The sequence below is a fragment of the Halopseudomonas sabulinigri genome (genome assembly GCF_900105255.1).
Taxonomy (GTDB): domain Bacteria; phylum Pseudomonadota; class Gammaproteobacteria; order Pseudomonadales; family Pseudomonadaceae; genus Halopseudomonas; species Halopseudomonas sabulinigri.
The window spans coordinates 565,612-592,507 of record NZ_LT629763.1 but is presented as its reverse complement, the minus strand read 5'-3'; the positions used below and the strand labels follow the sequence as shown (position 1 = coordinate 592,507).

26 protein-coding genes are annotated in these 26,896 nt (G+C 59.0%); 10 read left to right on the top strand and 16 right to left on the bottom strand.

From position 1 onward, the window contains the following. Nucleotides 1–34: 34 nt before the first annotated feature. Genes BLU26_RS02580 through ppsA form a run of 4 tightly spaced genes read right to left on the bottom strand, consistent with a single transcriptional unit; the run spans nt 35 to nt 4,108 of the window. The gene (locus BLU26_RS02580; protein WP_092283575.1) at nt 35–856 is read right to left on the bottom strand and encodes a mechanosensitive ion channel family protein; all 822 of its coding nucleotides are present in this window, start codon (nt 854–856) and stop codon (nt 35–37) included. Nucleotides 857–867: 11 nt separating this feature from the next. Continuing rightward, entirely contained in the window at nt 868–1,176 is a 309-nt protein-coding gene (locus tag BLU26_RS02575; protein ID WP_231701994.1) for a CrfX protein, read from the bottom strand. 43 nt (nt 1,177–1,219) lie between these two features. Beyond that, complete coding sequence (gene rraA / locus BLU26_RS02570) at nt 1,220–1,705, bottom strand: ribonuclease E activity regulator RraA (protein ID WP_092283573.1); 486 nt, start codon at nt 1,703–1,705, stop codon at nt 1,220–1,222. Nucleotides 1,706–1,738: 33 nt separating this feature from the next. Next, entirely contained in the window at nt 1,739–4,108 is a 2,370-nt protein-coding gene (gene ppsA / locus BLU26_RS02565; protein WP_092283571.1) for a phosphoenolpyruvate synthase, read from the bottom strand. Between the two features lie 157 nt (nt 4,109–4,265). Between ppsA and ppsR the strand changes: the two genes are divergently transcribed. Then, nucleotides 4,266–5,084: a posphoenolpyruvate synthetase regulatory kinase/phosphorylase PpsR gene (gene ppsR, locus BLU26_RS02560; RefSeq protein ID WP_092283569.1), complete on the top strand. Its 819-nt coding sequence runs from the start codon at nt 4,266–4,268 to the stop codon at nt 5,082–5,084. A gap of 28 nt (nt 5,085–5,112) precedes the next feature. Here the strand turns inward: ppsR and BLU26_RS02555 are convergent, their stop codons facing one another. Both BLU26_RS02555 and BLU26_RS02550 read right to left on the bottom strand, forming a co-directional pair. Continuing rightward, entirely contained in the window at nt 5,113–6,144 is a 1,032-nt protein-coding gene (locus tag BLU26_RS02555; protein ID WP_092283567.1) for an AraC family transcriptional regulator, read from the bottom strand. Beyond that, nucleotides 6,141–7,064 carry a GGDEF domain-containing protein gene (locus BLU26_RS02550; RefSeq protein ID WP_092283565.1) on the bottom strand — a complete coding sequence of 308 codons (924 nt, stop codon included), beginning with the start codon at nt 7,062–7,064 and terminating at the stop codon, nt 6,141–6,143. Before BLU26_RS02550 ends, BLU26_RS02555 begins: the two co-directional genes overlap by 4 nt. A 332-nt stretch (nt 7,065–7,396) precedes the next feature. On the opposite strand from BLU26_RS02550, the gene BLU26_RS02545 reads away from it, so the two are divergent. The 7 genes from BLU26_RS02545 to BLU26_RS02515 all read left to right on the top strand — a co-directional run bounded on the left by BLU26_RS02545 (nt 7,397) and on the right by BLU26_RS02515 (nt 16,218). Continuing rightward, nucleotides 7,397–9,907 carry a TonB-dependent receptor gene (locus tag BLU26_RS02545; RefSeq protein ID WP_092283563.1) on the top strand — a complete coding sequence of 837 codons (2,511 nt, stop codon included), beginning with the start codon at nt 7,397–7,399 and terminating at the stop codon, nt 9,905–9,907. Between the two features lie 51 nt (nt 9,908–9,958). After that, complete coding sequence (locus tag BLU26_RS02540) at nt 9,959–11,920, top strand: phytase (RefSeq protein WP_092283561.1); 1,962 nt, start codon at nt 9,959–9,961, stop codon at nt 11,918–11,920. Nucleotides 11,921–12,002: 82 nt separating this feature from the next. Next, nucleotides 12,003–12,692, top strand: a complete 690-nt coding sequence (tolQ, locus tag BLU26_RS02535; RefSeq protein WP_092283559.1) for a protein TolQ — start codon at nt 12,003–12,005, stop codon at nt 12,690–12,692. Beyond that, entirely contained in the window at nt 12,692–13,129 is a 438-nt protein-coding gene (gene tolR / locus BLU26_RS02530) for a protein TolR (protein WP_092283557.1), read from the top strand. Before tolQ ends, tolR begins: the two co-directional genes overlap by 1 nt. Nucleotides 13,130–13,138: 9 nt before the next feature. Further along, on the top strand, nt 13,139–13,996 hold the full coding sequence (locus BLU26_RS02525) for an energy transducer TonB (protein WP_092283555.1): 858 nt from the start codon (nt 13,139–13,141) through the stop codon (nt 13,994–13,996). Beyond that, complete coding sequence (locus BLU26_RS02520; protein ID WP_092283553.1) at nt 13,993–15,966, top strand: PhoX family protein; 1,974 nt, start codon at nt 13,993–13,995, stop codon at nt 15,964–15,966. The genes BLU26_RS02525 and BLU26_RS02520 overlap by 4 nt, the downstream gene beginning before the upstream one ends. Nucleotides 15,967–16,059: 93 nt before the next feature. Further along, nucleotides 16,060–16,218 (top strand): YqaE/Pmp3 family membrane protein, encoded by a 159-nt coding sequence (locus BLU26_RS02515; protein ID WP_092283551.1) that lies wholly within the window; start codon nt 16,060–16,062, stop codon nt 16,216–16,218. Between the two features lie 105 nt (nt 16,219–16,323). Here BLU26_RS02515 and BLU26_RS02510 read toward each other — a convergent pair whose 3' ends face one another. Beyond that, nucleotides 16,324–16,674, bottom strand: coding sequence for a YkvA family protein (locus tag BLU26_RS02510; RefSeq protein WP_092283549.1), 351 nt, complete (start codon nt 16,672–16,674; stop codon nt 16,324–16,326). A gap of 133 nt (nt 16,675–16,807) precedes the next feature. Here BLU26_RS02510 and BLU26_RS02505 point away from each other — a divergent pair, with 133 nt between their 5' ends. Next, nucleotides 16,808–17,089, top strand: a complete 282-nt coding sequence (locus BLU26_RS02505) for a hypothetical protein (protein ID WP_092283547.1) — start codon at nt 16,808–16,810, stop codon at nt 17,087–17,089. A 12-nt stretch (nt 17,090–17,101) separates the two neighbouring features. Here the strand turns inward: BLU26_RS02505 and BLU26_RS02500 are convergent, their stop codons facing one another. The 9 genes from BLU26_RS02500 to BLU26_RS02460 form a co-directional block, all read right to left on the bottom strand. Continuing rightward, nucleotides 17,102–18,049, bottom strand: a complete 948-nt coding sequence (locus tag BLU26_RS02500) for a GGDEF domain-containing protein (protein ID WP_231701993.1) — start codon at nt 18,047–18,049, stop codon at nt 17,102–17,104. Between the two features lie 259 nt (nt 18,050–18,308). Further along, entirely contained in the window at nt 18,309–18,728 is a 420-nt protein-coding gene (locus tag BLU26_RS02495; RefSeq protein WP_092283543.1) for a SufE family protein, read from the bottom strand. Between the two features lie 80 nt (nt 18,729–18,808). Continuing rightward, entirely contained in the window at nt 18,809–19,348 is a 540-nt protein-coding gene (gene sufT / locus BLU26_RS02490; RefSeq protein WP_197674524.1) for a putative Fe-S cluster assembly protein SufT, read from the bottom strand. A 15-nt stretch (nt 19,349–19,363) separates the two neighbouring features. Continuing rightward, nucleotides 19,364–19,720 (bottom strand): HesB/IscA family protein, encoded by a 357-nt coding sequence (locus BLU26_RS02485; RefSeq protein ID WP_092283539.1) that lies wholly within the window; start codon nt 19,718–19,720, stop codon nt 19,364–19,366. Between the two features lie 11 nt (nt 19,721–19,731). Continuing rightward, nucleotides 19,732–20,973, bottom strand: a complete 1,242-nt coding sequence (locus BLU26_RS02480) for a cysteine desulfurase (RefSeq protein WP_092283537.1) — start codon at nt 20,971–20,973, stop codon at nt 19,732–19,734. Then, the gene (gene sufD, locus BLU26_RS02475) at nt 20,966–22,273 is read right to left on the bottom strand and encodes a Fe-S cluster assembly protein SufD (RefSeq protein WP_092283535.1); all 1,308 of its coding nucleotides are present in this window, start codon (nt 22,271–22,273) and stop codon (nt 20,966–20,968) included. Before sufD ends, BLU26_RS02480 begins: the two co-directional genes overlap by 8 nt. A gap of 4 nt (nt 22,274–22,277) precedes the next feature. After that, entirely contained in the window at nt 22,278–23,027 is a 750-nt protein-coding gene (gene sufC / locus BLU26_RS02470; RefSeq protein WP_172830633.1) for a Fe-S cluster assembly ATPase SufC, read from the bottom strand. 84 nt (nt 23,028–23,111) lie between these two features. Beyond that, nucleotides 23,112–24,548 carry a Fe-S cluster assembly protein SufB gene (gene sufB / locus BLU26_RS02465; protein WP_092283531.1) on the bottom strand — a complete coding sequence of 479 codons (1,437 nt, stop codon included), beginning with the start codon at nt 24,546–24,548 and terminating at the stop codon, nt 23,112–23,114. 107 nt (nt 24,549–24,655) lie between these two features. Beyond that, complete coding sequence (locus tag BLU26_RS02460; protein ID WP_092283529.1) at nt 24,656–25,138, bottom strand: Fe-S cluster assembly transcription factor; 483 nt, start codon at nt 25,136–25,138, stop codon at nt 24,656–24,658. 229 nt (nt 25,139–25,367) lie between these two features. Here BLU26_RS02460 and BLU26_RS02455 point away from each other — a divergent pair, with 229 nt between their 5' ends. Next, complete coding sequence (locus BLU26_RS02455) at nt 25,368–26,798, top strand: aldehyde dehydrogenase family protein (protein WP_092283527.1); 1,431 nt, start codon at nt 25,368–25,370, stop codon at nt 26,796–26,798. Nucleotides 26,799–26,896: the final 98 nt, after the last annotated feature.

Sequence of the window (26,896 nt, the reverse complement as noted above, 5' to 3'; positions counted from 1 at the left end):
GGCGTCTTTGCTTCGGAGGCTGGATCAATCACGGTTAACGTGACACATTTTCAGTGGTCAGAACGCTATTGGCCACCGAGACCAGTTGGCCGTCATCGGTCAAAATCGAGGTTTTGACAGTCCCTATTTCTTCAATACTGCCTTCGACTTCGCCAACCTTGATCTGATCCCCGACCTGGTACAACTCTCGAACATAGATACCCGCAATAATCTGGCTCACCGTATGGCGGCTGCCCAGCCCCAGCGCCAACGCGGCCGCAGTGCCGAAGGTGATTAGAACGATGGCTATGACCATGTTCAGCAAGGCGGTTTCTATCTGCAGCTGGCCGATAGCCAACGAGACCGTGATGATGACCAGCAGGCCCTGCACAAAACGACCCAGCCCGCTGGCGTAATCGACCCCCATGCTTTCTGCCGCACCTTTTACCACCCCATTGACCAGATGCGATAACAGTAAGCCGGCAAGCAGAATCAGCGCTGCACCAAATACCTTGGGCAGGTATAGGGTAAACACGTCCAACGTGGACGATACCCGCGCCAGCCCCAGCGACTCGGCGGCCGAGACCAGAAAGGTAAGCACAACGAACCAGTAGGCAATCTTGCCAATAATAGAAGACACCGAGGCAGTAATGCTGACCCGCGCCAACATCTTGTTCACGCCAGCGCCGCCCATCAAGCGGTCCAGCCCAATCTTGGCGAGCCCCTTGCTCAGTACGGCATCTACCAGCTTGGCGATTACAAAGCCCAGCAGAATAATGAACAGCGCTGCTATCAAATCAGGCACAAAGGAAGCAACCTTGCTCCACAAAGTGGTCATGGCTGCAACGAAGCTCTGACTCCAGACGTTGAATTCCATGGTCGTCTCTATTATTGGTTGATGTCTTGGGGTGAGGTCTTTGTAGCGTCTCGACTCACCGGCTTGAGGTGACGGGCGCCACGCGCACCGCCTTCAGAAAGGACCCATCCCCAACGAGCAAAGAGATTGACCAGATCAAACAACCCACCGCGCACATGCGCCTTGTGCAGAACGCGATCCAGCCGGCGGTCATCACGCTGTGAGCCAAAGTCGCTGGGCTCACCCTGCAGGAGATCACGCAATCGACTTTCTAGGGGGTCTTCAGACATGTACAGTTCCTCGGGGAAGTCGCGTTGCAGATGCACCGAGGGGGAAGACATCGGCCTTCCCCCTCGATTGTGTGCTGCCTGCCTGACTTACAACTTACTCAGGCATGCTCAACGCGGTGGGCGATACGATAATGCCGTTATTATCAGCATAGACGTATTCGCCTGGCCGGAAGGTCACGCCGCCGAAGGTTACCACCACATTCAAATCACCAATGCCGCGCTTGTCGGTTTTCATTGGGTGACTTGCCAGCGCCTGGATCCCCAGCGGCGTTTGCGCCAGAACATCCACATCACGCACACAGCCGTACACGATAATGCCTTCCCAGCCATTCTTGGCCGCTTTCTCGGCCAGCATGTCACCGAGCAGCGCACGACGGAAGGAACCGCCGCCGTCTACCACCATGACCTTGCCTGTGCCATCCTGGTCAACCTGCTCCTTGACGATCGAGTTGTCCTCGTGACATTTCACGGTGACAATCTCGCCGCCAAAGGAATCGTGGCCGCCAAAATTGCTGAAAATGGGCTCGACTACGTCGACGTCCGGATAGGCATCACACAGATCGGGCGTTACATAATGCATGGCGTTCTCCTTGAACCGGGATTGCGATAGATCTTACTTGGCATTCTCGGCCAGGAAGAACCAGGTGTCCATGACCGAATCAGGGTTCAAGGATACGCTTTCAATGCCCTGATCCATCAGCCATTGCGCCAGATCGGGATGATCCGAAGGACCCTGACCGCAAATACCAATGTACTTGCCGGCATCACGGCAGGCCGAAATAGCCATGCTCAGCAGCTTCTTCACCGCCGCGTTACGCTCATCAAACAGGTGCGCGATGATTCCGGAGTCGCGGTCCAGGCCCAGCGTCAGCTGGGTCAGATCGTTGGAGCCGATGGAGAAGCCGTCAAAGTGCTCCAGGAACTCTTCCGCCAGCAGGGCGTTAGCCGGCAGCTCGCACATCATGATCAAACGCAAGCCGTTTTCGCCACGCTTCAAGCCGTTCTCGCCCAGCAACTCAACCACCTGTTTGGCTTCGCCAACAGTACGGACGAACGGAATCATGATCTCGACATTGGTCAGACCCATTTCATCACGCACGCGCTTCATGGCGCGGCATTCCAGCTCAAAGCAGTCACGGAAGGAGTCACTGATGTAGCGTGATGCACCGCGGAAGCCGAGCATCGGGTTTTCTTCTTCCGGTTCGTACAGCTTGCCGCCGATCAGGTTGGCGTACTCGTTGGACTTGAAGTCCGACATCCGCACGATAACTTTCTTCGGCGAGAAGGCCGCAGCCAGGGTGCTGATACCCTCAACCAACTTGTCGACGTAGAAGTCGACTGGATCGGAGTAACCGGCAATCCGTTTCTGCACGCTTTCCTTGACGTCAGGCGGCAGGCTGTCGAAGTTGAGCAGCGCCTTGGGGTGCACGCCGATCATGCGGTTGATGATGAATTCCAGACGCGCCAGACCTACACCTTCGTTAGGCAGGTTCGCAAAATCAAAAGCACGATCCGGATTACCGACGTTCATCATGATCTTGAACGGGATCGGCGGCATGGCGTCAACGCTGTTCTTTTTGATATCAAAGGACAGCTGGCCCGCATAGATCAAGCCGGTATCGCCTTCGGCACAGGAAACGGTGACTTCCTGACCTTCCTTCAATTCGGTCGTCGCGTTGCCGCAGCCAACCACCGCCGGAATACCCAGCTCACGCGCAATGATGGCGGCGTGGCAGGTACGACCGCCGCGATTGGTCACGATGGCGCTGGCGCGCTTCATCACCGGCTCCCAATCAGGGTCGGTCATGTCGGAGACCAGCACGTCGCCCGGCTGTACTTTGTCCATTTCGGAAACGTCATTGACGATACGTACCGGTCCCGCACCAATGCGCTGACCAATAGCACGACCTTCAACCAGCACTTCGCCCCGCTCCTTGAGCAGGTAACGCTCCATCACGTTGGCAGTAGTGCGGCTCTTGACCGTTTCGGGACGCGCTTGAACGATGTACAGCTTGTTGTCATCGCCATCTTTGGCCCACTCGATGTCCATCGGGCGGCCGTAGTGCTGCTCGATGATCACGGCCTGCTTGGACAGGTTGACGATTTCTGCGTCGCTCAGGCAGAAGCGGCTGCGCTCGGCCAGGTCAACATCGACCGTCTTGACCGAACGGCCTGCCTTGGCTTCGTCGCCGTAGATCATCTTGATGGCTTTGCTACCCAGGTTGCGGCGCAGGATTGAAGGACGACCTGCTGCCAGCGTGGGCTTGTGCACATAAAACTCGTCGGGGTTGACCGCGCCCTGCACCACGGTTTCACCCAGACCGTAAGCGCCGGTGATGAATACCACGTCACGGAAACCGGATTCTGTATCCAGGGTAAACATCACGCCAGCCGTGCCGGTTTCGGAGCGCACCATGCGCTGCACACCGGCGGACAAGGCGACCAGTTTGTGGTCGAAGCCCTGGTGTACACGATAGGAGATAGCACGGTCGTTAAAGAGAGAAGCGAAGACTTCCTTGGCAGCATAAATGACGTTGTCGACGCCGCGGATGTTCAGGAAGGTCTCCTGCTGGCCGGCAAAGGAAGCATCGGGCAAATCCTCTGCGGTAGCCGAGGAACGTACCGCAACGGCCAGATTCGGATTGCCGTCGGAGAGCTTGGCAAATTCGTCGCGGATGGCTTTATCGAGTGCTGGCGGGAAGTCCGCGTCCATGATCCACTGGCGAATCTGCGCGCCAGTCTGGGCCAGGGCGTTGACGTCGTCGACGTCCAGCTTGTCCAGCGCCGCATTGATGCGATCATTCAGACCACTTTGCTCGAGAAACTCGCGATAGGCGTCTGCAGTGGTGGCAAAGCCGCCGGGAACCGAAACGCCGGCGTTAGCCAGGTTGCTGATCATCTCGCCAAGGGAAGCGTTCTTGCCCCCGACCCGTTCTACATCATCAACACCCAGCTGCTCGAAGGACACTACGTACTCTAACAAGGTGATCTCTCCGTCAATCAATGAATTAGTCGGCGACCGCACGGGCACGACTGGTTTGCCCGAAACAAATGCGCCACAATGCCGTCTTTTACGAGTGTGCCGGGCCTGAGCTCACAACCACGCTCTCCATGGAATACGACATCTTAAGGCTTCGCGAATGAAACGCACTGCTTTTTTCATTTCTGATGGCACCGGCATCACCGCCGAAACTCTGGGTCAGAGCCTGCTGGCACAGTTTGAAAACATTCAGTTTATCAAGCTGCTGCGACCCTACGTCGATACCGTGGAAAAAGCGCGAGACATGGTACAACAAATCAATGCCGCTGCCGAGAAGGATGCGGCGCGGCCGATCATTTTTGATACCGTCGTCAACAATGAAATCCGCCAGGAACTGGCCAAGTCCAGCGGCTATATGATTGATATCTTCTCGACCTTTCTGGCGCCGCTGGAGCAGGAACTGGGTGACGGCTCCTCGTACTCGGTGGGCAAAACCCATTCCATCCAGCACAACACCCACTACAAGGACCGTATTGATGCGGTGCATTACGCCATGGACAACGATGACGGCGCCCGCACCCACCACTATGCCCAGGCGGATATCATTCTGGTTGGCGTATCGCGCTGCGGCAAGACGCCCAGCTGCCTGTATATGGCTCTGCAGTATGGTATTCGCGCGGCCAATTACCCGCTGACCGAAGACGATATGGAAAGCCTGCAGCTGCCCAAGGCGCTCAAGCAGAACAAGGCCAAACTGTTTGGCCTGACCATCGACGCGGAGCGGTTGGCCGGCATTCGCAACGAGCGCCGCCCCAATAGTCGCTATTCCAGCTTTGCCCAGTGCGAGTTTGAAGTGCGCGAGGTCGAGAACCTGTTCCGCAAGGAAAACATCCCCTATATCAACTCCACCCATTTCTCCGTAGAAGAAATTTCTGCCAAGATCCTGATGCAAATGGGCATTGAAAGGCGCTTGAAGTAACCGCCGCAAGGCTTTGATTTTAAAAGCTTCAGTGGCCAAGAAATTGTCTGAGATCATTGGGTGACCTGCCCGTCAGGCGCTTGAGAAAGCGCCTGAAGTTGGTGCGATCATTGAAGTGTAAATAGCTCGCCACCGCCTCGTTGCTGAACCCCCGTCGCAAATACAGATCTGTCGCTATAAGCGTGCGTGCCCGGTCAAGCTGCGCCTGGAAGTGCGTCCCCTCCCGTTGCAGCCTGCGCTTGAAGGTCGCAGCGCTCATAGCAAAGTCCGCCGCTACCTGCTCCAACCCGGCCAGCCCGGAAATGTGCTCGCACAAGTAGTCGAACAGGCCGTCGGTCAAACTCTGCGGCGCGGTTAGCGCGCTTAGCTGTTGCAGGCTTTGCTGTTCGGCAATGCGCCCCAATACAGCTGAAGCCTGACCGGCGCGCGTAATCAGATGCTCTCGCGGCAAGCGCATGAAGCTGGTAGGGCTGTTGAAGTGCAGGTGCTCGCCCAGATGCACCCAATACTGCTCTACGTAGACCGGCTCGGCCTGCATCAGATGGTATTGCCAGGGCAACGCGTGGCCGCAGACCTGGCGGCACAGCGCCGTCACAGCAGTCATGCTGGCGTCCACCATAAACTGCCGGTTCTTGCCGCTATCAAAACTGTCCAGCCAATACAGATACAACGATTGTTCGTCGATCCTTATCACCGGCGCGCACAGCGGGCTCAACAGCGCCTTGAAGCGCTGCAGCTGTTGCAGCGCTTGCAGCACTGTATCGGCCTGCAACAACAGGTTGCTGGTCGCGCCATAGTGTCCGGGGAGCAATTGCTGACCGAACAGAAAAGCGCTGTCATCCGCCGCCAGTAGTTGCCGGGCGTTGTCGATCAGGCGGTGAAACTGACGCGCAGTGATCAGCGGGTCATGCTCCAGGAGATCCTCGTAGAATAGCCCGGTGCCCTTGAGCAAGCGGTGGCTGTCGATGCCACGCGACAGCGCCAGATCGATCAGACAGGCCGGCTGCCCGCGCGCGGCAATGAAGCGCGCTTCGCTGTCCAGCCAGACAGCCGTGCTCATACCTGCGCTTGCCGCAACTGAGGCGCCTGTTTGGCCCGCGCCATGACAATGTTCAAGCGCTTGAGCAAGGCGTCGGCCTCTTCCTGCCGCGCCATCAGCGCGACCGTGGTCGCCCGCAGCTGCAATCGTTCGCCCTGCCCCGCGCTTTTCAACGCCAGATGCGCAATCGACTGCTGCAGCTCCTGCGCCAGGGTCAGCGCTTGCGCTTCCAGTGTAGCCGGCAGCAATACAATAAACCTGTCCCCGGCCAGACGGCATAACAGATCGTGGCTGCGCAGGTTGAGCAGTATCTGTTGCGCGACCAACTGCAGTACACGGTCCCCCTCACGGTGGCCATAGGAGCGATTGATTGCACTGAAATCGTCGATATCCAGCATGACCAGCGACAGCGGCTCACTGTTGGCCTGCGCAGCCGGTAGCGCCTGCTGCAATTGCCGGCGGAAATACCCGGCATCGCCGAGCGGAGTCACCTTATCGAACAGCCGATGTTCTCGGAAATGGCGTTCGCGGTTGATCATCTGCGCGCTGATCGCCAGTTGTTCACAATGCCAGTGGTAGATCCCCAGCGTGAGCAATGCAAAGCCCAGCGGCATCGGCGCCGACTCCAGCCAGTGATCCAGGGTCAGGCTTTCGGGCAAGGCGATGAACTCGTCCAGACTGTCCATCCACAGCGAAAAGAACAAGCAGGCCAGGCCAAAAAACAGCAGATTGGTAACGCGCCCTGCCGGCCTCCCCTTGAGTAACAAGCCTGCCCACACCAGCACCAGCAAGGCCGATCCGCCCTCCCCGGCAATATCGGTCCAGGACCAGATCGCCATTGGCTTTAGGTCGCCGAGGCTCAGGTAGAGCAGCGCACCGCCATTGGCCAGCAGCAACAGCGCCAGCAGTTTGAATCGGTGAAGCGCAAACATGGTCGACATAGGGCCAGCGTTCCTTGGGGTAACTGCAGGCAAGCTCAGCAGAAGAACATGACAGCGAGGTTTCAGCGCCGGGGGTCATTTCAGCTCAGCCTGAATGCGGCGACGGCTGGATATTGCTCGTCCAGAATTGGTAACGGGCCATAAACACGGCGTTTCAAGCCAGCCAAGCAGCGCGAATGGGGGTGTTAATAGCTCAACCTGCGCTGATGTTCACGTAAAAACCGCGATCCTTGCGGCTGCAGCGGATGGATGTCACAGAACAGACACAAAGCCAGCCTAAGGTCCTCCCCAGATCAGGGTAGATGCCCACTCGCCAACAGAGGACTTTGTAGATGTCAGTCACCCATTCCTTGTTTCGTGCCGGTTTTCGTTGCAGTGCATTGGCACTGTCGATTGCCGGCGCCAGTTACGCCGCAGCACAATCGCAACCCGAAGTGGTCAACGTCATTGGCCAGGCGGCGCAGATGCAGCAAGCGCTGGAAGAGCAGCGTCTGTCCGACAGTGTAGAGAGCGTGGTGCACGCGGATGCCATTGGGCAGTTACCTGACGACAACGCCGCTGAAGCGCTGCAGCGCGTGCCTGGGGTCTCGGTAGAGCGCGATCAGGGTGAAGGCCGGTTTGTACGGGTGCGCGGCCTGGGCGCCGACCTCAACTCGGTTACCATCAACGGTACCCTGGTACCCGCGCCGGAGGATGACCGCCGCGCGGTGGCCATGGATGTATTGCCCAGCGAGCTGATCCAGTCACTATCCGTGGTCAAGACGCTCACTCCCGATATGGATGCCAACTCCCTGGGCGGCACCGTCGAGGTAGAAAGCCTATCGGGCTTCGACCACCCGGCGGCCTTTTACAGCGTGACCAGCGAAGCCAGTTATGACGACAACACCGGTGATACCAGCCCCAAGGTCTCTGGCGCGCTCAGCAATCGTTTCAGCCTGGGCCAAGGGGTCGACAATTTCGCCGTAGCCGCCGCCCTCAGCTGGGAGAACCGCAGCTTTGGTTCAGACAACGTCGAAACGGGTGGCGCCTGGGACTTTGACGATGCCGCAGGTGCCCGGCTGGAGGAGCTGGAAGAGCGGCGCTACGACATTGAGCGTGAGCGCACCGGCGCCGGTCTGAACTTCGATTACCGCCCCGATGACGACACCGAGCTGTATCTGCGCACCCTCTACAGCCGCTACCAGGACAGCGAAACGCGGCAGGCCAACGTGATCGAGTTTGCCGACGCGCAATTGCCCGGCGAGCGCGGCGATGCTGAAGGTACCCGCGAAATCAAGGATCGCTCGGAAACCCAGGAAGTCAAAAGCCTGGTTCTGGGCGGCGAGCGACGCCTGGGTGACTGGACCCTCAGCAGTCAATATGGCTATAGCGAAGCCAGCGAAGACAGCCCGCTGCACATCCCCGGCGCCAGCTTTGCGGGTAACGATGATTTCATCGACGCCGGGTACGACAGCAGCAAGGAGCCCAACCTCCAAATCAACGATGCTTTTTACCAGGCGAGCAACTTTACCCTGGATGAAATCGAACGCGAGAAACAGCTCACCACCGATACCGAACAGAATATCCGCGTTGACTTGGCCCGAGACTACTTCTGGCAGGGGCTACCGTCCCAGATCAAATTCGGCACCAAATTCAGCACGCGCACCAAGGATAACGACCTTGAAGTCTGGGCCTATGAAGACCTGGATAGCTATGGCTTCACCGATGCCCAGCTGAACATGGCCAACTTTATTAACGGCAACGGTAGTCTCGGCCCGCAGATCTCCGCCAGCGCTTTGGAGCGCCTGATGGCCGGGCTGGACGCCGCTGACTTCTATGATGACGAGCAATCGCGGATCAATGACTTCGAGATCCAGGAGAACATCAACGCTGCCTACATGATGAACACCGTCGATATCGACGACCTGCGCATCATTGCTGGCCTGCGTTACGAGGGCACGCGCCTGAAAGCCAAGGGCACCGGCCTGAATGAAGGTGCTTTTGAAGCCGTTGACGAACGCAACGACTACCACCACTGGTTGCCAGGCCTGCACGCCATCTATCAGCTCGGCAGCAACAGCCAAATGCGCGCCGCCTGGACCAATACCGTGGTGCGGCCGACCTTTGGCCAACTGTTTCCGGGGTTTGTTATTGACGGTGACGAAGCCGAGTTCGGTAATCCGCAACTCAAGGCGCTGGAGTCGAGCAACCTTGATATCGGTATAGAGCATTACATGGGCAAGGCTGGAGCGGTGTCTGCCTTTGTGTTCTACAAAGACATCGAAAACTTCGTCTACAACGCCAATCTCGCGGGCACCGCCGAATACGCCGCGTTCGATGAGGCCTACACCTACGTTAACGGCGACCAGGCCAGTGTCTACGGCCTGGAACTGGCGTATTCGCAGCAGTTCAGCTGGCTGCCGTCGCCCTGGAACGGCTTACTGATGAGCGCCAACGGTACCTTCAGTAAATCCGACGCCGATATCGAACAGTTCGACACCAACAGCGGCACGCGCGCCAAACGCAGCATCAGCCTGCCCGGTCAGTCCGACACCACCGGTAACCTGACCCTGGGGTGGGAAAACAGCAGGTTCGGCATGCGCATTGCGGCCAACTATCAGTCCGACTATCTCAGCGAAGTGGGCGATGTGCTCGACAAGCGCTACGACTATCGCGTGGACGATCAACTGTTTATCGACCTGAGCGCGCATTACAACCTCACCGAGCATCTGCAACTGTTTGCCGAGGCGCAAAACATTACCGACGAGAGCTACTACGTCTACACCGGCGAACGTGATTACAACGCCCAGTACGAAGAGTACGGCCCGACCTACAAGGTAGGCCTGTCGTTGACCCACTTTTGAATCCTGCGGGCGCCACCGCGCCCGGCTTACCGATTTGATGCGAGAACCTGAATGCGATTGACACTTTTGATCGCCGGCGCCCTGCTGCCGGCCTGTTTAGCCTTGAGCGGCTGCGGCGATAACGACGCGGCGCAGCCATTATCCAGCGCGGCCGCTCCTGCTCAAGCAACGAGCGCGACCAATCTTTCGCTGTCCATCTGGTCCAGCGAGCAGCCGCCCCGCCCTGTTGATAGCTGGGCGCTGCTGCCCAAGGGCAACAACGCCAAGGTCGACCGGGTCGCCGTGGGAGCTAGCGGCCTTTGGCTGCTCAATGCTGCCGGCGACGCGGTCAGCCAGCCCTACCAGGGTCGCTTTTCCGCTCTGGATGCGCGGCCACTGGGTGACAACATACTCAGCGCCACGTTGGACGAGGTACGCGACCAGACCCTGCTGCTGAACTGGAATAGCGCGCAGCGAGCTTTCACCAAGCCGAGCTGGCTGCCAGCCGCCAACTACCCGATTGAAAGCCTGTGCTTCTACCGCGACCCACACGACTACCTGTACCTGTTTCTGATTGGCGAAGAAGGCCTGGGTCAGCAATGGCTACTGGCGGAGCAGCAGCAACAGCTGACTGAACCCAGGCTGATGCGAGACCTCCATCTGCCGGTGGGCGCCAAGTACTGCGCCGTCAATGATGCGCTGCAGACGCTGTTCATCAGCGAAGAAGACATTGGCATCTGGGCCTACCCGGCCAACCCTGAAACCAACGGCGAACGTGAGATGGTCGATCTGCTCACGCCTTACGGCCAATTGCAGGACAGCCCCCAAGGCCTGGCGGCGAGCACCGACGGGGTACTGGCGGTCGATGGCAACGCAGCGCTGTATCGCTACCGCGCACTCGCCGATGGCTGGGCTGCCGACAGCGCCCTGACCTTACCGGCTGTACAGGCCGCCGAGCGCCTGTATAGCCGCAGTGGCGCGGCACTGGAGCTGCTGATAGCGGATGCCACGGATCAAGCGTTGCGCATGGCCGAGCTGCCTGGCGGCGACAGCCCCACCACAGCTGCGGCTCTGGTGGAGGTGCCCGCGCAGGCGCAGACCACACCAGTACCGCACGGCGGCGATGCAGCGGATGACCCGGCGATCTGGGTCAACCCCGTCGATGCCAGCCAGTCACGCATCCTCGGCACCGACAAACGCGGCGGCCTGGGCGTGTACGACCTTACGGGTGAGCAGCTGCAATACCTGCCGGTCGGGCGCATCAACAATGTCGATGTGCGCAGTGGATTCACCCTGGCCGGCAAACCAGCGGATATCGCGGTTGCCAGCAACCGTGACACTAACAGCCTGGAGCTGTTCGCGATCGACCCCGTCAACGGCGAAGTGACAGGCCTGGGAGGCATAGCCCTGCCCCTCGACGATATTTATGGCCTGTGCATGGCGAAAGGCCCGCGCGGCGATATCTACGCCATTGCCAACGACAAGAGCGGCCGCTTCCTGCAATACCGCCTGGAAGACGATCAGGGCAGCGTCAAGGGCAGCCTGGTGCGCGAATTCAGCACGCAAACCCAGCCGGAAGGCTGCGTAGCGGATGACGCACGCCAACGTCTGTTTATTGGTGAAGAAGGCGTTGCCGTCTGGGCGCTGAGTAGCGATCCAGCCGCTAGCGGCGAGCTGGTTGAAGTTATCCGCGCCGAAGGCCCGTTGCACGCCGATGTCGAGGGTCTGGCGGTGTATCAGGCCGAGCAGCCATATCTGGTGATTTCGAGCCAGGGCAACGACAGCTATCTGGTGCTCGATGCCGAACCGCCCTACCAACTGCGCGGCGCATTCCGGATTGGCATCAATACCGCCGCCGGCATCGACGGCGTTTCCGAAACCGATGGGCTGGAAGTCAGTTCGGTTGATTTTGGTGGGATCTGGGCCAGCGGCATGCTGGTAGTACAGGACGGTCGCAAGCGCATGCCGCAGGGCAGGCAGAACTTCAAGTTGGTGGCCTGGGAACAGATCGCCGATGCGCTAAAGCTGCCCTGATATCACCGCCGTCATCAAACCTGCATCTTTTTGTCATCCAATACACAAGCGGGCCCGCTAACGGCCCGCCAGCGAGGAACCTATGGTACCTACCACTCAAACACACACCATCTGGTCACTGGTGCTCGAAGCCAGCGTACTGGTAAAGGGCGTCATGCTGATTCTGCTGCTGGCATCACTGGCCACCTGGTTTTTGATTGCCCAGCGCAGCAACCTGTTCAACCAGGCCAAGCGCGCCCTCAAGGCATTCGAAGATCAGTTCTGGTCTGGTCTGGAGCTGAGCCAGTTGTACAGCAGCAGCCAGGACCGTGCCGGCGTTGAACAGATATTCCGCGCAGGCTATGGCGAGTTTGCCCAACTGAATCGTCACAACCAGGGCGACCCCGACGCGGTCATGCAGGGCGTGCAGCGCGCCATGCGCGTGGCCATCGCCCGTGAGGAAGAACGGCTGGAGCAGCACCTGCCGTTCCTCGCGACCGTTGGTTCGGTCAGTCCCTATGTCGGTCTGTTTGGCACCGTCTGGGGCATCATGAATTCCTTCATCGGCCTGTCGCAGGTGCAGCAGGCCACGCTGGCCACAGTGGCACCGGGCATTGCCGAGGCCCTGATCGCCACGGCCATCGGTTTGTTCGCCGCGATTCCCGCCGTGGTGGCCTATAACCGCTTCAGCACGCGGAGCGAGAGTCTGCTGGGCCAGTACTACAACTTTGCCGAAGAGTTCAGCGCGATTCTGCATCGCCGCGTGCACAACCGGGCGCAGGTGGCAGCCTGATGCGCCCTGCCCGCCTGAAACGTAAACCCAAGGCCGAAATGAACGTGGTGCCTTACATCGACGTGATGCTGGTGCTGCTGGTTATTTTCATGGTCACCGCGCCCATGCTGACGCAGGGCGTGCAGATCGAGCTGCCCAAGGTGGCCAGCGAGGCGCTACCTGGCGAGGCGCCCTCGATAGTGACGCTGTCTATCGACAACGCTGGTCGCTACCACTGGAACCAGGGTGACAGCGTACAAACCGAACGCTACCAGTACAGCGCCAATGCACCGGAAGGCCTGACTACAGCGCTTGGCGAGCTCCTGCAGCGCAAGCCCGATACGCAGGTGATGATTCGCGCCGACGCCGGCGTCGACTATGGCCGGGTGGTCACCGGCATGGCCGCACTGCAACAGGCTGGCGTCACCAGTCTCGGCCTGATCACTGAAGCACCATGAGAGAACGCCATGTTGCCCGATAACACCCTGAACGCCCCGCTGCTGACGGCTGAGCGAGCGGTGTCATCCAGTCCCCGTGTCTGGTGCTTGCCGCTGATCGCCACGTTGACCTTGCACGCCAGTGCCGCGGGACTGATCTACCTCGGCTGGCAGCCGCAACCGCCGCCACCGCCCGAGGCGGCCCGGAGCATCAAGACGCAGCTGGTGGTCATGCCGTCATCCGCCGCGCAACCGCCGATGCCTGAGCGCCCTGAGCCGGAACCCAAGGCTGTGCCTGCCGCGGTGCCGGAGCCTGTAGCCGAATCTGAACCCGTGACACCGCCAGTAACGGCTCCCGTCGCAGCACCACCGGCGAAAACGCCCAGCCAGCAAACGTCGGTCGCCACGCCGCCTGACGCTACGGCCATCGCGCGCAAGCAGGCCGAGCAGCAGCGGCAACGCGAGCTGGCGCAGCAGCAAGAGGCGGCAGCCCAGGCTCACCAGGCGGCCGAGGCGCTAGCCCAGGCGCGGCAACAAGCCGCCGAGCGCGAAGCAGCCCGGCAGCGCGCCGCGGCGGCGGCCGCCAAAGCGGCGGATGTGAGTAGTTACACACCGCTCACCAAGGCCGCACCGGATTACCCGAGACGCGCGCTCAGCCGGCGTCTGGAGGGAGATTGCACGGTCGAGTACACGGTGTTGCCCGATGGCCGGGTAAGCGACCCGCAAATCGTGCCCGGTGCCTGCGAAGAACAGATCTTCGTGCGCCCCTCCTTGGCCGCAGCCAAGGATTTTGTCTATCAACCCCGGATGATCAACGGACAGCCAGTCGCCGTCCCCGGCGTCCGCAATACCTTCCGTTATCGCCTGGAAACAGTGAGTCGACCATGAAGCAGGATCAGCAGTTTCATCACGCGCTAGAGTCGCTGGATGATCGGATTATCAACCCAAGTCAGCAACCGAGCCTTGATCAGGTCATCAGCCAAAGTAGAAGAAGCCTGCTCAAGGGCGGCGCAGCGTTAGCCCTGTGTGGCCTTTTTCCAGCGCTGCTCAGCCCGCTAGCGAAAGCCGTCTCAGCCACTAATAGAAAGAGCACACTTCTTAATTTTCAATCAGTTGAAATAATTTCCTCATCTTCTTTCGATTCAGTGAGGGTGCCGCCGGGCTACCGAGCTCAGCCGTTTTTCAGCTGGGGCGACGCGGTCATGCCGGAGGCCCCCGCCTGGCGCGATGACGCCAGCAACAGCTGGCAAGACCAATTGCTGCAAGCCGGCGACAATCACGACGGCATGCACTTTTTCCCCTTTGCCGAGAACCCCAACCGGCACGGCCTGTTGGTAATCAACCACGAATATGTAAACCCGACCCTGCACACCGGCGGAATGACCTTCGTTGATGGCCCGAACGGCACCCGCACGCGCCCTGCCGAACAGGTACACAAGGAGTTGGCGGCGCACGGCCTGAGTGTGATCGAAATTGCCAAGGACCCTGACGGCCAATGGCAACGCGTAGCAAAATCACCCTTCAATCGCCGCGTCACGGGCTTCACTCCCTTTCGCATCAGCGGGCCGCTGGCCGGTGACCCGCGCATGAAGACCGCCAGCAACCCCGACGGCGACGAGATTCTTGGCACCCTCAATAATTGCTCGATGGGTGTCACGCCCTGGGGCACCTACCTGGCCTGCGAAGAGAACTTCCACAACTATTTTGTGAACCGGGACGAGCAGGACTACGCCCGGCGGCCAGAGCACCAACGTTACGGCATCGGACTGGGTGGCAGCAGTCGCTACTACGCCTGGGAGTCTGCAGAGCCACGCTTCAATGCGACGCCGCAAGCCGATCAGCCTCATCTGGGGCATGTGAACGAGCCCAATCGGTTTGGCTGGGTGGTTGAGCTGGATCCCTTTGCGCCGGGCAGTACGCCCACCAAGCGAACGGCAATGGGGCGTCTGGGCCGTGAATGCGCCGTGTGTTCGCTGGGCGACGATGGTCGGATGGCGTTTTACTCTGGCGATGATGCTCGCGGTGAATACGTGTACAAGTTTGTACCCGCCGGGGCTTATCGCCCGGATGAACCTGAACACAACGCCAGCGTGCTGGACAGTGGTACGCTTTACGCCGCTCAATTCAACGCTGATGGCAGCGGCCGTTGGCTGCCACTGCGCTTTGGTGAGCCGGGGCTGACCACACAAGACGGATTTGCTGATCAGCAAGCGGTATTGCTCAACTCACGCGGCGCCGCCGACGCCGCAGGCGCGACGCCAATGGACCGCCCGGAATGGGTCGCGGTGCATCCGCAGACCCGCGAAGCCTATGTCTCGCTGACCAACAACACCGACCGTGGCAGAGTACAGCCGACCGACGCCGCGAACCCGCGAGCAGAGAACGTGCACGGGCAGATCCTGCGTTGGCGAGAAGCAGGCGCGAACCCGACCGCCGAGGAGTTTGAGTGGGATATCTTTGTCATAGCCGGTGAACGGCAGAATGCCGAGCAAAGTATTCCCACCAACCGGGTGGGCAACATCAGCGGAGACCTGTTCTCTTCGCCAGACGGCATGGCCTTTGACAGCGCAGGACGCCTGTGGATACTCACCGACGCCGACGAAACGGCGCCCTACATGAGCACAATCGGCTCCAATCAGATGCTCTGTGCCGACCCACTGACCCGCGAGGTGCGGCGCTTTCTTGTCGGGCCCTGGGGCGCCGAAATTACCGGCATTACCTGGTCGCCGGATGAAACCGCCATGTGGATCAATGTGCAGCACCCCGGCATCAGTTATCCCGCCAGTGATGGCCGCAGTCGCCCCCGTTCAACAACCGTATTGATTACCCGTGAAGACGGCGGCGTGATCGGCAGCTAAGGCGCACAGCAGCCCGCTAGAGTGAACGATCAGGCGCCGTGACAGTCCTAAGCTTGGAACCTTTTTCATTTATCAAGACAAGGACTTAACGCCATGGATCTTCTTCGCATACTGATTGCCATACTGCTGCCGCCGCTTGGGGTGTTCCTGCAGGTAGGCTTCGGCGGCGCCTTCTGGCTGAACATCCTGCTGACTATCTGCGGCTATATTCCAGGCATAGTGCACGCCGTCTGGATTATCGCAAAACGCTGAGCTCAGCTCGCCTGAACGGAAAAGGCCGTGCCCGGAGAAACACTGGGCACGGCCTTTTCGTGTCTGCTCTGCATACGCGCTGATAGCGCGTTGCAAAGGAACTGATCAAACAACCGGTTCAGTCGCTCCAGAGCGGCCAAACCAACGCTCCGCGGTCGTCGCTGCCCGGCTCTTCACCTCGTCATCGATGTACATGGAAACCATGGCCAACGCGCCGGCAAACACGCCAAGATCGTCGGTAAAACCGACAAAGGGGGTGAAGTCAGGCAAGGCGTCGATAGGTGCAATAAAGTACGCCAGTACGCTGATAATCACCGCCTTCGCCCAGCTCGGCGTCTCCGGGCGGCGGGCCGCGTAATAGAGCCACAGCGCTTTCTCGACAACCTCGCGGCCAGCCGCACGCGCGTGCTGCGCCAACTTCTGCCAAAACGCCTTATCGCTGAATTGATGTTCCATGAGCGTCACCTCGCTGATTGCCCGCACTAACGGCACTCACTGTTGATGGGTAAATTCTGGATTGCTGACTAGAATGAGACAAAACGCCGTGTTTTACAACGCAGAGACAAAGCCTCTAGGGAGCAACCGAGCCATGTTGAAGCAACTGACTGTACTCATAGGCTGTGTTTTCACCCTGGCCGCACACGCCGACCTCAAGCCCGACGTGCTTGAATGCGATGCCAAGCGCGCCACCCGTAACGCCGCTATGCAGGCAACCGTAGGCGTCAGCGGTGGCTGCGACATGGGCAAGGCCACTGATAATGCCAGGCATGATGTACGCGACAACGTGAATGACCACGTGGATGATGCAAAAGGCAACCTGCCAGACCTTGAACGTGAGCATGACAGGGCGCGCGGGCGCGATCGTGACTGATCAGGCCAGCGGCTAGGCCAGTCCCTTGATCACGGTGCAGTTACGGCCTGCATCCTTGGCCTGGTAAAGACATATATCCGCGTCTCTCAGCCAATCGTCCCGGTTTTCGTGGTCGGCCAGTACGCAACCACCTATCGAGACCGTCACCGGCCCACCCGGTGAGCGTAGTTGGTTCGCCACGCTGCGCTGAACATGCTGGGCGGCACCGGCCAAGCCGGCCTTGTCCACCTTGGGCACCAATAGCACGAACTCTTCCCCGCCCAGACGAAAGACCCGATCCGAGGCGCGGGATGCGCTCCTGATCACCCGCACAAAATCAACCAACACCTGGTCCCCGACGCTGTGCCCGTAACGGTCGTTAACTGACTTGAAGTGGTCGAGATCCAGTACCAGTAATCCAAAGCTCATGCCGTAGCGCTGACTGTCGGCAATGGCGATATCCAGTTCCTCGTCCATAGTCCGCCGATTGCCGATACCCGTAAGCGGGTCCAGTGTTGCCAGTAACGCTAACTGAACTCGCTGCACGCGCGCCCGGTAAGCGAACACAAAGGCAAACAGGCTGGCCAACAGGTAAGTGACTACAAAGGACATCATCTGGTAGTGACTTTCGAATATGTCCTGCGGTCGCATCCAGCCGTAGACACACACAGCCACCAGCGTTGTCACCGTGGCGATCAGGCTCTGCAGCGGAGGTACAACAAAGAAGTTGAATAAAACCAGACAATAAAGCCAGAACAGGCCATTGATGCCCAGTTTGATGGTGACCAGAAAGCCACCCAGTGAGTAGATGATTGCGAGAAACTGCCCGGGCCTGACGGTGTTGCCGGTGCGCCAGGCGTAGAAAACCGCGAAGGAGGTACCCAGCACCAGAAAGGTGTCGGTGAAGCCGACGATCCAGTTACCTTGGTGTAAACGGTACACCGCGTAGGGCGTAACGCCGAACACGGAGCAGATTCCCACCAGTGTCACTATAGATAGCTGAAAATCGCTCTTCAGCCTTCCCCACACACCTGACATCACGGGCTACCCTGGATAACTTCTTATTATTGTAGTTTCTATTCTATCTGCCGCTTGGCGGTGTGCTCACACGCGCACCGCCTATTTCGTTTTCAGCCTTGCCAAGGCAAGCGCGCACAACATTAACGATTGCACGAAGCAATAACAACCAGCTACTGGCAAAGTGACACATATGCCCTGTTGCGCTGCGATTTCGCCCTGCTCAGGCGGCGGCCGCCGTCGCCTGGATTCGTTTTACCATGGCGCGCAGACCGTTACCGCGGGTCACACTCAGGTGTTTCAACAGATTGAGTTGAGCAAAGTAGGCCTCGACGTCGAACGCACTGATCTGCTCCGGCGTTTTGCCATTGTAGGCAGCCAGCACTACAGCCAGCAGACCCTTGACGATAAAGGCATCGCTATCGGCCGCAAAGAACAGCTTGCCATCGCGGGCCTCGCTGACCAGCCATACCTGGCTTTGGCAGCCGCGCACCAGGTGCTCTTCGCTGCGTAGCGCCGCGTCCAGTTCGGGTAGTTCCTTACCCAGGTCGATGATGTACTTGTAACGGTCTTCCCAGTTATCGAAAAACGACAGGGTGTCGATAATGTCATCGCTGGTGATATCGGTACCAAATTCGCTCATGTGCAAGCCCTTGGTGGGTTCAGTTAACAGCGAGCTGCAACCAACTCACTTACCGGCAAAACAGGGTGAAAGGCCGGGGGTTAAAAAAACATCCCGGTTTCCAGCTGCGCTTCTTCGCTCATCATCTCGCGTTGCCACGGCGGGTCAAACACCAAATCTACCTTGACGGTCTCAACATTGGGTACCAGCCGCACGCGGTACTCCACATCACCGACCAGCACCGGCCCCATGCCACAACCGGGTGCGGTCAGGGTCATATTGATGGTAACGCTACGGCTTGCCTGATCAATGTCCAGCGAATAGATCAAACCCAGATTAACCAGGTCGACCGGTATCTCCGGGTCATAAACGGTTTTCAGCGCTTCCCAGACCTGCTCTTCGCTGATCTGGTCGTCGCTCGGCTCAGGAAACGATAGCAGCTCCGGTTCAAGGCCCAGTGCCGCCGCATCGGTGCCGTCAACCCGTACCATCTGGCCGTGGTAGGTCACCGTATAGTTGCCGCCCAATGCCTGGGTGATGGTCACAAAGGTGTCTTTCGGGATGGTCAGTGGGGTGCCATCGGGTACCCGCCGTGCAGGACAATCTGCCTGCGCTACGACCATGCGTCTTTCCATACTCATCCGCGCGCTGCCCCGCTAGTTGACACTGAAGCTCTCGCCACAACCGCACTCGTCCTTGACGTTGGGGTTGATGAACTTGATCTGCTGGTTGACGCCCTCACGCACCAGATCAATCTGGGTGCCGGACAGTACTTCCAGGCTATTGCTATCGACCAGCAGTTCAACCTGCTCATCCAACTGATAATGCAAGTCGCTGGCGCTGGCTTGCTCAACCAGATCAATGGCATACATGAAGCCGGTACAGCCGCTTTTCTTTACGCTCAGACGCACGGACTTGCCCTGCGCACTGCTCAGCTGGCGACGAAAATGCGCCACTGCTGCAGGACTGACGGTTACCACCTGACTGCTAGGGTCAAAGGATTCAACACTCATTTCATGCACTCCTAAACCAGGAATTGCCTTGCCTTGTCCAACGCTTCGAACAAACGATCAACGTCTGCCCGAGTATTGTAGAAACTGAAACTGGCGCGCACCGTGCCGGCAATACCAAACTGCTCCATGATCGGCTGTGCACAGTGGTTGCCGGTACGGACTGCGACACCTTGCTGATCGAGCAACAGCCCTACGTCATTTGGGTGCGCGCCCTCCAGCAAGAAGCTCAGCACGCTGGTCTTTTGCTGAGCGGTGCCCACCAAACGAATACCCGGCGTGGCCCGCGCGCGCTCTTCAGCGTACGCCAACAGCGCCGCTTCGTGTGCCGCAGCGCCGGCGCGGTCCAGTGTCTGCAGATAATCAACCGCAGCGCCCAGTCCAATCACACCGGCAATATCCGGCGTGCCCGCCTCAAACTTGTAGGGCAACTGATTGAAACGCGTACCGCCGAAGCTCACGGTCTCGATCATCTCGCCGCCACCCTGATAGGGAGGCATAGCCTCAAGCAGCGCCGCCTTACCGTAGAGCACGCCCAGACCGGTTGGACCGAACAGCTTGTGCGACGAGAAAACGTAAAAATCGCAATCCAGCGCCTGCACATCGACGGGCCAATGGCTAACGGCCTGCGCGCCATCGATCAGCGCGAGGGCGCCTGCGGCGTGCGCCATACGCACGATCTCTTGTACTGGATTGACGGTGCCCAGCGCATTTGAAACGTGACCGCAGGCCACCATGCGCACGCGGTCGTCCAGAAGGCCGGCGAAGGCATCCAGGTCGATGGAGCCATCGTCCAGTACCGGAATAGGCTCTACGGTGGCGCCCTTCTCCTGCGCTATCAGCTGCCAAGGCACTATGTTGGAGTGGTGCTCCATTGCCGAGACCAGGATACGGTCACCGGCCTGCAGCGTGCTACGCCCCCAACTGCTGGCAACTAGGTTGACGCCTTCCGTGGTACCGCGCGTCCAGATCACCTGACGCGCCTGCGCGGCGTTGATGAAATCGGCTACCTTGACCCGCGCTGCCTCGAACTTTTCGGTAGCGCGATCAGCCAGGGCGTGCGCGCCACGGTGCACATTGCTGTTGTCCTGCTCGTAGTAATCGACAATGGCCTGGATCACCGCACGCGGCTTCTGCGTGGTCGCGGCATTATCCAGATACACCAGCGGGTGGCCGTTCACCTGCTGTTGCAGGATCGGAAAGTCGGCGCGTACCCGCTCGGCGTCAAACGCCGGGGTGTGGCTCTGCTCACTCATAGCTGAGGTGCCCCACCTGCTCGCTACCCTGACCAAACAGCGAGGCCAGACGCGGGCGCAGATAATCCTGAATGGCCTGCTCGGGCACCTGCGTCAGCAGCTCGTTGATGAAACCGAAGCTCAGCATGGTGGTGGCATCAGCAGCGGAGATACCGCGACTTTGCAGGTAGTACAGCGAGGTCTCATCCAGCTGTGCAATGGTCGCGCCGTGGGCGCAACGCACATCATCAGCATAGATTTCCAGTTCAGGCTTGGTGTTGATTTCAGCCGTGCGCGAGGTCAGCAGGTTTTTATTGCTAAGCTCGGCCAGAGTTTTCTGCGCCTGCGGATGAATATGAATACGGCCATTGAACACGGCCTTGGCCGAATCGCCGATGATGCCGCGGAACACTTCATTGCTGGTGCAATGCGGCACGCAATGTTCAACGTTGGTGTGGTAGTCGATCACCTGCTTGTTGCGCGGCAGGTAGACGCCGTTGAGATCCATGTGTGCGCCTTCGCCACGCATGTTGACCTGGTAGTCAATGCGCTTGAGACGGCTGCCCTGGGCCAGGGTAAAGCCATGAAAGCGTGCGTCGCGGTGCAGGTCGGCGTGCACCCCGCCCACGTGCAACAGGTTCTCTTCTTCCAGGTTGATGCGGTAATGCTGCAAGCGTGCGTTAGCACTAACCACGACTTCGGTCAGACTGTTGACGAAGCCGTTCTGCTCACGTGCATCGGAAGCGAAATGCTCAATCACCTCTGCCTCACTGCCCTCCTCCAGCACCACCAGCAAACGCTGACTGGCCACCGCTGGCTGCGCTTCTGGCGTGGCCACATTGAGGATGTAAACCGGCTTGTCGAGCGTCTGATTGCGCGGCACGTGCAGCAGTATGCCGTCATCTACCCAGGCGTTGCTCAAGGCGGCAAAGAGGTGACGCTGGCTATCCACCACCTGCCCCAGGTGCTGGGCGATCAGCTGCTGCTGCGCCGTATCGGCATCGGCAAAACGTACGATCCCGGCAGGCAACGCACTGGAGCGCGCCGCGTTGAAGCGGCCATTGACGAACACCAGACAGGTCGCGTCGAGTTCAACACGCTCTACCGCATCAATGGCGCTGTCGTCTGCTTCGCCACCCCAGCGCAGATCACCCTGCTGCTGCAAAGGTGCCAGCGAGATGTATTTCCACAGCTCGGTCTTGCGGCCAGGCCAGCTGGCGGCCGACCAGTTGGCCGCGCCCTGCTCACGCAGCGGCTGCAACCAAGCGGGCGTCTGTTGGCGAGCGGCCAACTGCAATGCACTTTGTTGGAAATCAGTCATAGGTTCAGGCAACCTCGTTTTCCAGCCAGCCGTAGCCCTTGGCTTCCAACTCGAGCGCCAAGCTCTTGTCGCCAGACTTGACGATGCGGCCGCCGGCCAGCACGTGAACATAATCCGGGATGATGTAATCCAGCAGGCGCTGGTAGTGAGTCACTACCAGGAAGCTGCGCTTCCCGTCGCGCATGGCGTTAACGCCATCGGCAACGACCTGCAATGCATCGATATCCAGACCCGAATCGGTTTCATCCAGAATGCACAGGTCCGGCTCAAGCAACATCATCTGCATGATCTCGTTGCGCTTCTTTTCACCGCCGGAAAAACCTTCATTGACGCCGCGCTTGAGGAAGCTGGCATCCAAGTTGACGCGCTTGCAGGTTTCGCGAGCGAGCTTGAGAAAGTCGACCGAAGACAACTCGCTCTGGTTGTGGTGCTTGCGCTTGGCATCTACAGCCGCTTTCAGGAATTCCATGTTGCTGACGCCGGGAATCTCCACCGGGTACTGAAACGCCAGAAACAAGCCTTCGCGGGCGCGCTCTTCGGTATCCATTTCCAGCAGGTCGTGTCCCTTGAAGGTAACGCTGCCGGCGGTGGCTTCATAGCCCGGCCGCCCGGAGAGAACGTTGCCCAGGGTGCTTTTGCCCGAGCCGTTCGGCCCCATGATGGCGTGCACTTCGCCCGGCTTCACCTCAATGGACAGACCCTTGAGGATCTCTTTCTCTTCAACTTTACCGTACAAGTCACTGATATTTAACATATTGATGCCCAATAAATTACTTTAACTGTCAGCGCTGCGCGGATATCGCGCCAGCGTACTTAACTGAACCTGCCTGAGCGAACCTTAGCCCACCGAGCCCTCAAGGCTGACTTCCAGCAGCTTGCCTGCTTCAACGGCAAACTCCATCGGCAGCTCCTTGAATACCTCGCGGCAGAAGCCGTTAACGATCATCGACACGGCCTTCTCAGCGTCCAGCCCGCGCTGCTGGCACAGGAACAGCTGATCATCGCTGACCTTGGACGTCGTCGCCTCGTGCTCTACTACGGCACTGGGATTCTTGCTCTCGATATAGGGGAAGGTGTGCGCACCACAGCGATCGCCGATCAACAGCGAATCGCACTGGGTAAAGTTACGCGCGCCCTCAGCGCCCGGGTTGATGCGCACCAGACCGCGGTACGCGCTGTCGCTGCGCCCGGCGGAAATCCCCTTGGCGATGATCGTTGAGCGCGTGTTCTTGCCCAGGTGGATCATCTTGGTGCCAGTGTCGGCCTGCTGGAAATTATTGGTCAGGGCAACCGAGTAGAACTCGCCAACACTGTTGTCACCTTTCAGCACACAGCTAGGATACTTCCAGGTCACCGCAGAGCCGGTTTCCACCTGCGTCCAGGAGATCTTCGCGTTGGTATGGGCGATGCCGCGCTTGGTCACGAAGTTGTAAATGCCGCCCTTGCCTTCGGCGTTACCCGGGTACCAATTCTGCACGGTCGAATACTTGATTTGCGCATCGTCCAGGGCAACCAGTTCCACCACAGCAGCGTGCAGCTGGTTCTCGTCACGCATGGGCGCGGTGCAACCTTCGAGGTAGCTCACATAAGAGCCCTCATCGGCGACGATCAGCGTGCGCTCGAACTGCCCGGTGTTCATTTCGTTGATGCGGAAATAGGTAGACAGCTCCATCGGGCAACGCACGCCCTTGGGTATGTATACAAAAGAGCCATCGGAGAACACGGCAGAGTTCAACGCCGCGTAATAGTTGTCCTTCTGCGGCACCACGCTACCCAGGTACTTTTTCAGCAGTTCAGGGTATTTGTGCACCGCTTCGCTGATCGGGCAGAAAATGACACCAGCCTCGTACAGCTTCTCGCGGAAAGTGGTGACCACCGAAACCGAGTCAAATACCGCATCAACCGCAACACCGGCGAGCATTTCCTGCTCGTGCAGCGGAATACCCAGCTTTTCGTAGGTCGCCAGCAGCTCTGGATCAACCTCATCGAGGCTCTTCGGCTTGCTGTCCATGCTCTTGGGAGCGGAATAGTAGGAAACCGCCTGGAAGTCGATTTCCGGGTAATGCACGTGGGCCCAGGTCGGCTCTTCCATTTCCTGCCAGGCGCGAAACGCCTTCAGACGCCATTCCAGCAGCCACTCGGGCTCTTCCTTCTTGGCGGAGATAAAGCGGACAACGTCTTCGTCCAGACCTGGTGGCAGCGTCTCAGACTCAATGGCAGAGTGGAATCCTGCCGCGTAATCCTTCTTGATCAGGCTTTCGACTTGTTCAGTCACGGTATCACCTCAATCCTGCCGCCCGATGGAATCGGGCCGCCACTTTCATAGTTCAGGCATTGCACCGCCTAGCCGGCAATGCATCGATGGAAGGCTCTACGGCCTCTTCAGATAATGCGTTCCAGCTCGTTTACCGTCTGCCGAGCCGATGCAGGACAGTTGTCCTGACGGGTTTTGACACGCTGAATGTCGTCGCGCGAGACCAGATCGGCCAACGTGATGTCATTCAGAAACTGACGCAGCCGGGCACTCAGGTCCGACCACAGATGATGGGTAAGACAGACTTCACCGTGTTGGCAGTCACCTTTACCCAGGCAGCGCGTTGCATCCATGGAGTCGTTAACCGCCTCGACAATCTGCGCCACACTGATCGCCCCGGGGCCACCAGACAACCGATAGCCACCACCCGGCCCCCGCACACTCTCAACCAGCTTGCTGCGCCGTAGTTTCGCAAACAGCTGTTCCAGATAGGAAATGGACACACCCTGACGCATTGAAATATCAGCTAGCGTAATGGGTCCCTGATCTTCGTGCAGTGCCAGATCCAGCATGGCTGTGACGGCGTAACGACCCTTTGTGGTCAGTCGCATAGGCGCTCTCGGACGGTGGAAATCTGCGTGCCACTATGCAATATCCAAGCAAAACAGTCAAGTATTCGGCACGGCCTGCCGCGCGCATTATAAAGAGTCGATAGCACTGTCGAAAGGCTGATGACGCCGGAACATTTACATTGATTAAACACAAAACCGTTAATACCTAGGCTGAGACAATGCTAAGGTTTGAAGGTTTTGAACACCCATAACAAGGAGCCACCTCAGAATGAGCCATCACAAGCAGTTCTACATCAATGGTAAGTGGGTCGAACCCAAAGGCGACAAGACGCTGGACGTGATCAACCCGGCCACCGAAGAAGCTGTCGCTACCATTGCGCTTGGCAACAAGGAAGACGTCGACTTGGCTGTCGCCGCCGCCAAAAGCGCCTTCGATAGTTACGCCAACACCAGCCGTGAAGAGCGCATCGCACTACTCGAACGCGTCATGGCAGTGTTCCAGAAACGCATGGGCGAGGTAGCTGAGGCGATTTCAATCGAGATGGGCGCACCGGCCAAGCTGTCCAAGGTTGCCCAGGCCCCCTCCGGTCTCGGTCATTTTGCCGCGGCGCTGGAGGCCCTGAAAGAATTCGAGTTTGAAGAGCAGATTGGCAAAACCCAGGTGGTCAAGGAGCCGATCGGCGTTTGCGGCCTGATCACGCCCTGGAACTGGCCGATGAACCAGCTTACCTGCAAGATCGCACCGGCACTGGCAACTGGCTGCACTATGGTACTCAAGCCGTCCGAAGTCGCGCCGCTGTCCGCCCTGCTGCTGGCAGAAATCCTGGATGAAGCTGGCGTACCCGCGGGCGTGTTCAACCTGGTCAATGGCGACGGCCCCACTGTCGGCGCGGCCATGTCTGCCCACCCGGATATCGACATGATGTCCTTCACCGGGTCTACCGGTGCCGGCCGTCAGGTCATGCAGAACGGCGCACAGACCATCAAGCGCGTAGCCCTCGAGCTGGGTGGCAAGTCAGCCAACATCCTGCTGGACGATGTGAACTTCGAGAAAATGGTTGCCCACGGCGTGATGTCCTGCATGAACAACAGCGGTCAGTCATGCAACGCACCCACCCGTATGCTGGTACCCAACAGCCGCATGGATGAGGTTGCCGCCATCGCTCAAGCCGCCGTTGCCAAGGTCAAGGCCGGCGACCCGAACGCAGAAGACACTGTCATCGGCCCGGTTGTTTCCAAGGCACAGTGGAACAAGATCCAGGATCTGATCACCGCCGGTATCGAAGAAGGTGCCAAGGTCGTTGGCGGCGGTCCTGGCCGCCCAGATGGGATCGACAAGGGGTACTACGTCAAGCCCACCGTGTTCAGCCACGTTACCAATGAGATGACCATCGCCCGTGAAGAGATCTTCGGGCCGGTACTGTCGATCATTGGTTACGAAGACGAAGACGACGCCGTGCGCATCGCCAACGACACCAACTATGGTCTCTCCGGTTACGTGTCATCCAGCGACCTCGAGCGTGCGCGTAAGGTCGCTCGTCGCATCCGCACCGGCATGGTCCACCTCAACGGTGCCCCGCTGGACAACAAGGCGCCATTTGGTGGCTACAAGGAATCCGGTAACGGCCGCGAATGGGGTCACTACGGTTTTGAGGACTTCCTCGAGATCAAGTCGATCTTTGGCTATCACGCCAAGTAAGGTTGAAAGCAGGTGCAAGCGCGAAGCTTCACGCTGCAAGTAAACCCTGAGGTACACAATAAAAACCCCGGCTCAGGCCGGGGTTTTTATTTGCTTGC

Coding starts and splice junctions, on each gene's coding strand:
- BLU26_RS02580 (WP_092283575.1), bottom strand. CDS start 856: ATGGAATTCAACGTCTGGAGTCAGAGCTTCGTTGCAGCCATGACCACT.
- BLU26_RS02575 (WP_231701994.1), bottom strand. CDS start 1,176: ATGTCTTCCCCCTCGGTGCATCTGCAACGCGACTTCCCCGAGGAACTG.
- rraA (WP_092283573.1), bottom strand. CDS start 1,705: ATGCATTATGTAACGCCCGATCTGTGTGATGCCTATCCGGACGTCGAC.
- ppsR (WP_092283569.1), top strand. CDS start 4,266: ATGAAACGCACTGCTTTTTTCATTTCTGATGGCACCGGCATCACCGCC.
- BLU26_RS02555 (WP_092283567.1), bottom strand. CDS start 6,144: ATGAGCACGGCTGTCTGGCTGGACAGCGAAGCGCGCTTCATTGCCGCG.
- BLU26_RS02550 (WP_092283565.1), bottom strand. CDS start 7,064: ATGTCGACCATGTTTGCGCTTCACCGATTCAAACTGCTGGCGCTGTTG.
- BLU26_RS02545 (WP_092283563.1), top strand. CDS start 7,397: ATGTCAGTCACCCATTCCTTGTTTCGTGCCGGTTTTCGTTGCAGTGCA.
- BLU26_RS02540 (WP_092283561.1), top strand. CDS start 9,959: ATGCGATTGACACTTTTGATCGCCGGCGCCCTGCTGCCGGCCTGTTTA.
- tolQ (WP_092283559.1), top strand. CDS start 12,003: ATGGTACCTACCACTCAAACACACACCATCTGGTCACTGGTGCTCGAA.
- tolR (WP_092283557.1), top strand. CDS start 12,692: ATGCGCCCTGCCCGCCTGAAACGTAAACCCAAGGCCGAAATGAACGTG.
- BLU26_RS02525 (WP_092283555.1), top strand. CDS start 13,139: ATGTTGCCCGATAACACCCTGAACGCCCCGCTGCTGACGGCTGAGCGA.
- BLU26_RS02520 (WP_092283553.1), top strand. CDS start 13,993: ATGAAGCAGGATCAGCAGTTTCATCACGCGCTAGAGTCGCTGGATGAT.
- BLU26_RS02515 (WP_092283551.1), top strand. CDS start 16,060: ATGGATCTTCTTCGCATACTGATTGCCATACTGCTGCCGCCGCTTGGG.
- BLU26_RS02510 (WP_092283549.1), bottom strand. CDS start 16,674: ATGGAACATCAATTCAGCGATAAGGCGTTTTGGCAGAAGTTGGCGCAG.
- BLU26_RS02505 (WP_092283547.1), top strand. CDS start 16,808: ATGTTGAAGCAACTGACTGTACTCATAGGCTGTGTTTTCACCCTGGCC.
- BLU26_RS02495 (WP_092283543.1), bottom strand. CDS start 18,728: ATGAGCGAATTTGGTACCGATATCACCAGCGATGACATTATCGACACC.
- sufT (WP_197674524.1), bottom strand. CDS start 19,348: ATGAGTATGGAAAGACGCATGGTCGTAGCGCAGGCAGATTGTCCTGCA.
- BLU26_RS02485 (WP_092283539.1), bottom strand. CDS start 19,720: ATGAGTGTTGAATCCTTTGACCCTAGCAGTCAGGTGGTAACCGTCAGT.
- BLU26_RS02480 (WP_092283537.1), bottom strand. CDS start 20,973: ATGAGTGAGCAGAGCCACACCCCGGCGTTTGACGCCGAGCGGGTACGC.
- sufD (WP_092283535.1), bottom strand. CDS start 22,273: ATGACTGATTTCCAACAAAGTGCATTGCAGTTGGCCGCTCGCCAACAG.
- sufC (WP_172830633.1), bottom strand. CDS start 23,027: ATGTTAAATATCAGTGACTTGTACGGTAAAGTTGAAGAGAAAGAGATC.
- BLU26_RS02460 (WP_092283529.1), bottom strand. CDS start 25,138: ATGCGACTGACCACAAAGGGTCGTTACGCCGTCACAGCCATGCTGGAT.
- BLU26_RS02455 (WP_092283527.1), top strand. CDS start 25,368: ATGAGCCATCACAAGCAGTTCTACATCAATGGTAAGTGGGTCGAACCC.